This is a genomic window from Oscillibacter sp. KLE 1745 (genome assembly GCF_000469445.2).
Classification (GTDB): domain Bacteria; phylum Bacillota; class Clostridia; order Oscillospirales; family Oscillospiraceae; genus Oscillibacter; species Oscillibacter welbionis.
The window spans coordinates 33,464-39,218 of the sequence record NZ_KI271724.1 but is presented as its reverse complement, the minus strand read 5'-3'; the positions used below and the strand labels follow the sequence as shown (position 1 = coordinate 39,218).

Sequence of the window (5,755 nt, the reverse complement as noted above, 5' to 3'; positions counted from 1 at the left end):
CCCCCCAGCCGTTCCAGGTGCTCCGGCAGGCGGGCCGCCTCGTCGTTCCGGGGCATGGTATTGATGGTGCAGTGGACCCGGACGCCGTGGCTGTGGGCAAAGGCCACCGCCTGGGGCAGCTCCTCATCGGAGAAGTTCCCCGCAAAGGCCCGCATCCCATAGCTGGTGCCCGCCAGATACACCGCATCCGCGCCATAGAGCACGGCCATTTTCAGCCGCTCCATGTCCCCCGCCGGGGCCAGCAGCTCCGGCTTGTCCCGCTTAACCGCCATAGGAGCTGCTGTTGACGAACGCGTTGTGTTCCGCCAGCGTGGTGGAGAAGTGGTGCTTGCCGTCCGTGCCCAGGGCGTAGTAATAGTAGTCCGTGCTGTTGGGGTTCAGCGCCGCGTCGATGGAGGCCAGGCCCGGGTTGGAGATGGGCGTGGGGGGCAGGCCCGCGTTCTGGTACAGGTTGTAGGGGGAGTCGGTCTGCATGTCCGCGCTGGTGATGGGGCCGGTGTGGTCCGGCAGCGCATAGAGCAGAGAGGCGTCGATCTGCAGCAGGCCGTAGGTCCCCTGCTTGTTGCCGGAGCCCTCCAGCCGGTTGTAAATGACAGAGGCGATGTTGGCCTGATCCGTGCCGTCGGTCTCCTCCTCGATCAGGGAGGCGATGGTGATGATCTCCTGCAGGGAGTAGCTGGACTCCTCCACCTGGGTCATCCGATCCTCGTCCATGCGGCTGACAAAGTTGCGGATCAGCCGGTCCAGGGCGTCCTCGGCGTTATGGCCCACATAGAACTCATAGGTGTCCGGGAAGAGGAAGCCCTCCAGTCGGCTCAGGTCCTCGGATTCGTTGTCGATGAAGTCGTAGTCAAAATCGCCGGTCTGGGCGGCCTCGGTCAGGGCCTCCTCCGTGTTGACGCCCTTTTCCGCCAGCAGGGCGATGGTCTGGCGGACGGTGTAGCCCTCCGGAATGGTGACGGTCACCGTCTCCGCGCTCAGGTTGCCGGAGGAGCTGCGCATCCCCGCGATCAGGGCGTGGTAGTCCATGTCGGTGTTCAGCTCATAGGTGCCGATGCCCACCTCTTCGCTGGCGCCGGTGACGGCCGCGAACAGGCGGAAGAACCACTTGTAGCGGATCAGTCCGGCGTCCTGCAGCTTTTCCGCGATGCTGCCCATGTCGTCATCCGCGGTGATCTCAATGGTGATCTTGGTGGTGGAGGGGATGTCCCGGCTGAAAGCACACAGGTCGCTGGCCAGCAGCCAGCCCACGCCAGCCAGGATGGCCGAGGCCACCAGCACGCACAGGATATACAGGACCGGGTTGATCCGGCGGCGCTTGCGCCGCCGCCGCTGCGGCTGCTGGGACGGATTGCCCTGGCTCCTCCCCGTATGGCCCGCCTGGCTGCGGCGCACCTGGGACGCGTCCCAGCTGGCGGTATCGCCGTTTTTGTAATCAGACATAGGAACCTCCATTTTCTCGCCCCGGCGGTGCGCCGCCGGAAACGTCCCGGGATGGGGAAGAAATCTTCCCCTCCCTGCAATTTTTTTCAGCGGCCAGGCTCCCTTTGGAAGCCGGGCGCATAGAATGTCTCAAAGCGAGGTGACAATCATGTGCTTCAACAACGGAAACAACAATTGTTCCTGCCTGTGGCTCATCATCATCGTCGTGCTGATCTGCTGCTGTGGCAGCGGGAACGCCCTCGGCGGCAATAGCTGCGGCTGTGGCTGCGGCTGCGGGTGCGGCAACGACGGCTGCAACAACGGCTGCTGCTGACGGCTGCGGAGAAAATGGGGCGTGTTCGTCCCATTTTCTTTGCTCCCGTCGGGGACAGCCCCTAGTTCAGCAGCGGCTCCACCCGAGAGAGCACCTCCCGGCGGATGTCCTCCACTGTCCGGGGCGCGTCCCCGGCGGCGCAGTCGATCACCGACCAGCCCAGATCCCGCGCAATCTCGCGGGCGCCCTCCCGGCAGCGGCGGAGATAAGCCCCGTCCTGCTCGTGAATGTCCGCAGCGGTGGCGGTCGCCTGCTCCCGATGCCGGAGCATCTTCTCAGACACCTCTGTGGGCAGATCCAGGTACAGCACCAGGTCCGGCGCGGGCAGGCCCATGCGGCCGTATTCCAGGTCGAAGAGCCAGTCCAGAAATGCCTGCCGCTCCCCTTCCGGGAGCTTGGATGCCTGGTGGACGGCGTTGGAGGTGGTGTACCGGTTGGCCACCACGATGCCGCCTTCCTCATAGAACCCGCCCCAGTCCTCCTTGTAGGAGGCGAAGCGGTCCACGGCGTACAGCACCGACGCGGCGTAGGCGTTCACGTCCCCGGGCCTGTTGCCCAGGGCTCCGTGGAGGTAGAGGTTCGCCGGTTCGGCAAAGGGGTTGCCATACCGGGGAAAGTCGATCTCCCGATATGCGATGCCCCGCTGGGCCAGGGTCTCGCACAGGAGCTTTGCCTGGGTGGCCTTGCCGGAGCCGTCCGTGCCCTCGAATACAATCAGTTTTCCGCTCATCTGTGTCTCTTCTCCTGCTTGACATGGATTAAAAACAGCGGCAGCTTCATCATCCGGCCGATGCGGCGGGGCTCCTTGCACAGGCGGTAGAACCACTCCAGCCCGTGGTCGGTCCAGAATTTTGGGGCCCGCTCCACCACGCCGGCGAATACGTCCAGACTGCCCCCCAGGCCGCACAACAGCCGGGCGCCTGTGGCGGCGCCGTTCTTCGCCATCCACTTCTCCTGCTTGGGGGCGCCCAGGCAGACGAACACCACGTCCGCGCCGCTTTGGCGGATGGCCGCTACCACCGGGCCGTCCTCCTTGAAATAGCCGTCGTGGGTGCCGGCGATCCGCAGCCCCGGATGGGCCGCGGCCAGCTTCGCTCCCGCCTGCTCCGCAACACCGGGCTTGGCGCCCAGGAGGTAGAGGGACTTCCCTTCCTCCGCCAGTTTATGCATCAAATGGGTCGCGAATTCAACGCCCGGCGTCCTTTCCTTCAGAGGCGTCCCCAGCATGGCCGCGCCCTTGATGACGCCGATGCCGTCCGGCAGCACCAGATCCGCGCCGTTCACCGCGGCCCTGGCCCCGCTGTCCTCCCGGCAGACCTCCACGATCTCCGGATTGGGGGTCACCACATAGTGGGGGCCCGGACTGCGGACCAGCTCCATCCCCCGCTCCACGGCCTCTGCCATGGTCAGGTTGTCAAAGCCGACGCCCAGCACGTCGATGCGCATGAAATCACCTCGCTACATACTCATACAGGATAGCAGTATACCACAAGCCGCCGCGTTTGTCCAACCAAAAATCAACAGGGACGCCAAAAACCGGCGTCCCTGCTGAACGATTCAGTTTTCCGGCGCCGGTACCGCCTGCTTTTTCCGGAAGTCCGGCAGCTGGGCCAGCACCACCGCCGCCAGCATCAGCACGCAGCCCAGGTACTCCTTCCCACTCATCCGGTCCCCTAGGATCAGCGCCCCGGCGACGGTGGCGAACACGGACTCCAGACTCAGCAGCAGGGACACCACCGTGGGGTTGGAGTCCTTCTGCGCCAGGATCTGGAGGGTGTATCCCACGCCGCTGGAGAAGATGCCCACATACAGGACAGGCCCGATACAGGCCAGCAGCCCCGCCCAGTCAGGCGTCTCCATCACCAGCATCAGCCCGGCAGAGAGCACCGCCATCACCAGGAACTGTACGCAGGACAGGGCCACCCCGTCCACCTTCCGGGTAAAGTGGTCGATCAGCAGGATGTGTCCGGCGAAGCAGAAGGAGCACAGCAGCACGTACCAGTCCCCCTCCGTGATGGAAAAGGACTCCTGCACGCACAGCAGATACAATCCCACCACCGCCAGCGCCACACTGAGCCAGATCGCCCGGGGCGCCTTTTGCCGGAGGAAAATCCCCGCAATGGGCACGATGACAATATAGAGGGCCGTGATGAACCCCGCCTTGCCGGAGGTGGTGGTCTCCAGCCCCATCTGCTGGAGGTTGGTGCCCATTGTCAGGACCACGCCGCAGCAGATACCGCCGATGGCCAGATCCCGCCAGGAACCGGGCCGGGCCTGGGCCTCCTCCTGAAAATCCCGCCGCCGCAGGCAGCGGAACACCAGACACAGCACCAGCAGAAACACAAAGGCCACCGCGCTTCTGGCGGCGGTGAAGGTGAAGGGACCCACATGGTCGGCGGCCACGCTCTGGGCCACGAAGGCGGTGCCCCAGATCAGAGCCGCCAGCACGGGGAATACATTTTGACGGATGTGGTTGACTTTCATCAGACTTGCTCCTCACCAGGATCTATGCTATACTTTTGCAAACTCCCGCAGAGATGTCCGGGACCAAAAGCCGCGAACAAATAAAAATTTTAACACAACGGGGCGGAAATGGCAAGACCCGGTTCCTCCCCGAGAAAAGGAGGCGGCCCATGCTGCTGTTTGACATGGACGGGACGCTGATCGACTCCAACGGCGTCTGGAAAAACGTGGACCGGGAATTTCTGGCCCGGCGGGGCATTGCGTACACCCACGCCTATTACGAGGGCGTAGCCCATACCATCCTTCCCCTGGCCGCCAAGTTCACCAAGGAGTACTGCCGCCTCACGGAGTCCTGCGAGGAGATCATTGCCGAGTGGATGGAGATGGCCAGGGACGCCTATGCCCATGTCACGGTGAAGCCCGGCGTCCGGGCGTATTTAAAGCAGTGCCGGGCAGAGGGCCGCCGGATGGCGGTGGTGACCTCCAGCGTGCCGGAGCACTGCCGCACCGCCCTGACCCACCTGGACCTGATGAAGTACTTTGAGGGTGTCACTCTGGCCCACGACCTGGGGTTGGAGAAAAAGGACCCGGCCCTGTGGCGTGCCGCCGCAGAGCACTACGGCGTGGCACCGGAGGACTGCACGGTGTTCGATGACAGCCTCTCCGCCTGCAAGGGCGCCAGGGCTGCAAAAATGCGGGTGGTGGGCGTTTACGACGGTTTCTTCGCCCAGGACGAGGCGGCCATGCGGGGATTTTGCGACGTGTATATCCGGAGCTTTGAGGAGCTGCTGCTCCCGCCCCGGCAGGCACTCCGCCCATGAGCGGCCTGCCTGAGGCCCTGGAGACGGCGCGGGAGGCCGGAGAGGTGCTCTCCGCCGCGGTCCTTTCCCAGGAAAACGCCGAGGGGCTGGACGGCTCCGGCCTGGACTTCCGGGACTGCCGGTTCCAGTCCTGCCGCCTGCGGAACTGCGATTTCACCGGCGCAGCCTTTTACGGCTGCACCTTCACCGGATGTCTCCTGGAGAACTGCCGCCTCTCCGCCACCTATTGGAAGGACTGCCGCCTCTCCGGCTGCAAATGGGACGGCGCGGACCTGCGCCGCTCCCGGTGGAAGGACAGCGTTCTGGAGGAGACTCTGCTTCGTTATGTCAACTTTTCCGGCGGCGCCTGGGAGCGTATTTCCGTGAAGGAATGTGACTTCACAGAGTCTACGCTCTCAGAGATGCGGCTGAAAAAAGCTGCCATGGAGAAGACGGACCTGACCGGGGCGGAGCTGTTTCGCACCAGCCTTGCCGGCATGGACCTGACGGCCTGCACCCTGGACCGGATCGTGCTGTCGGAGACCTGCCGGGAGCTGAAGGGCGCCGTCATCAACGCCGCCCAGGCCGCGGTGGTGGCCCGGATTCTGGGCATCCGGGTGGAGCCGTAGGGGGGTGCATCTGTCCAGCCGCAGGCATGGCTGATCCCCGTGCAATGGACCGGATCTCCCACCCCCGATCACACACAAAACACCAGGGCCCGCCGAAAACGGCGGGC

The 5,755-nt window shown here is 64.5% G+C and carries 8 protein-coding genes; 3 read left to right on the top strand and 5 right to left on the bottom strand.

The genetic code is table 11. The features are described from left to right. Positions 1–272, bottom strand: a 272-nt coding sequence (locus HMPREF1546_RS18365) for a peptidase U32 family protein (protein ID WP_021751890.1), incomplete at its 3' end; no start/stop codon positions are given. Beyond that, positions 262–1,443, bottom strand: a complete 1,182-nt coding sequence (mltG, locus tag HMPREF1546_RS09665) for an endolytic transglycosylase MltG (protein ID WP_036631044.1) — start codon at positions 1,441–1,443, stop codon at positions 262–264. The genes mltG and HMPREF1546_RS18365, both read right to left, overlap by 11 nt. Before the next feature lie 148 nt (positions 1,444–1,591). On the opposite strand from mltG, the gene HMPREF1546_RS09660 reads away from it, so the two are divergent. Next, positions 1,592–1,756, top strand: coding sequence for a hypothetical protein (locus tag HMPREF1546_RS09660; protein WP_207640321.1), 165 nt, complete (start codon positions 1,592–1,594; stop codon positions 1,754–1,756). A 61-nt stretch (positions 1,757–1,817) separates the two neighbouring features. Here HMPREF1546_RS09660 and HMPREF1546_RS09655 read toward each other — a convergent pair whose 3' ends face one another. From HMPREF1546_RS09655 to HMPREF1546_RS09645, 3 genes are all read right to left on the bottom strand, one after another. Then, positions 1,818–2,486 carry a dTMP kinase gene (locus HMPREF1546_RS09655; RefSeq protein WP_021750647.1) on the bottom strand — a complete coding sequence of 223 codons (669 nt, stop codon included), beginning with the start codon at positions 2,484–2,486 and terminating at the stop codon, positions 1,818–1,820. Then, entirely contained in the window at positions 2,483–3,202 is a 720-nt protein-coding gene (locus HMPREF1546_RS09650; protein WP_021751888.1) for a WecB/TagA/CpsF family glycosyltransferase, read from the bottom strand. The genes HMPREF1546_RS09655 and HMPREF1546_RS09650 overlap by 4 nt, the downstream gene beginning before the upstream one ends. Positions 3,203–3,313: 111 nt before the next feature. After that, complete coding sequence (locus HMPREF1546_RS09645) at positions 3,314–4,240, bottom strand: DMT family transporter (RefSeq protein ID WP_021750650.1); 927 nt, start codon at positions 4,238–4,240, stop codon at positions 3,314–3,316. 149 nt (positions 4,241–4,389) lie between these two features. Between HMPREF1546_RS09645 and HMPREF1546_RS09640 the strand changes: the two genes are divergently transcribed. Both HMPREF1546_RS09640 and HMPREF1546_RS09635 read left to right on the top strand, forming a co-directional pair. Further along, the gene (locus HMPREF1546_RS09640; RefSeq protein ID WP_025544772.1) at positions 4,390–5,040 is read left to right on the top strand and encodes an HAD family phosphatase; all 651 of its coding nucleotides are present in this window, start codon (positions 4,390–4,392) and stop codon (positions 5,038–5,040) included. Next, positions 5,037–5,648 (top strand): pentapeptide repeat-containing protein, encoded by a 612-nt coding sequence (locus tag HMPREF1546_RS09635; protein ID WP_021750652.1) that lies wholly within the window; start codon positions 5,037–5,039, stop codon positions 5,646–5,648. Before HMPREF1546_RS09640 ends, HMPREF1546_RS09635 begins: the two co-directional genes overlap by 4 nt. Positions 5,649–5,755: the final 107 nt, after the last annotated feature.

Excerpts from the sequence above, each read along its gene's own strand:
- HMPREF1546_RS09655 (WP_021750647.1), bottom strand. The coding sequence starts at position 2,486 with ATGAGCGGAAAACTGATTGTATTCGAGGGCACGGACGGCTCCGGCAAG.
- HMPREF1546_RS09635 (WP_021750652.1), top strand. The coding sequence starts at position 5,037 with ATGAGCGGCCTGCCTGAGGCCCTGGAGACGGCGCGGGAGGCCGGAGAG.
- mltG (WP_036631044.1), bottom strand. The coding sequence starts at position 1,443 with ATGTCTGATTACAAAAACGGCGATACCGCCAGCTGGGACGCGTCCCAG.
- HMPREF1546_RS09645 (WP_021750650.1), bottom strand. The coding sequence starts at position 4,240 with ATGAAAGTCAACCACATCCGTCAAAATGTATTCCCCGTGCTGGCGGCT.
- HMPREF1546_RS09660 (WP_207640321.1), top strand. The coding sequence starts at position 1,592 with ATGTGCTTCAACAACGGAAACAACAATTGTTCCTGCCTGTGGCTCATC.
- HMPREF1546_RS09650 (WP_021751888.1), bottom strand. The coding sequence starts at position 3,202 with ATGCGCATCGACGTGCTGGGCGTCGGCTTTGACAACCTGACCATGGCA.
- HMPREF1546_RS09640 (WP_025544772.1), top strand. The coding sequence starts at position 4,390 with ATGCTGCTGTTTGACATGGACGGGACGCTGATCGACTCCAACGGCGTC.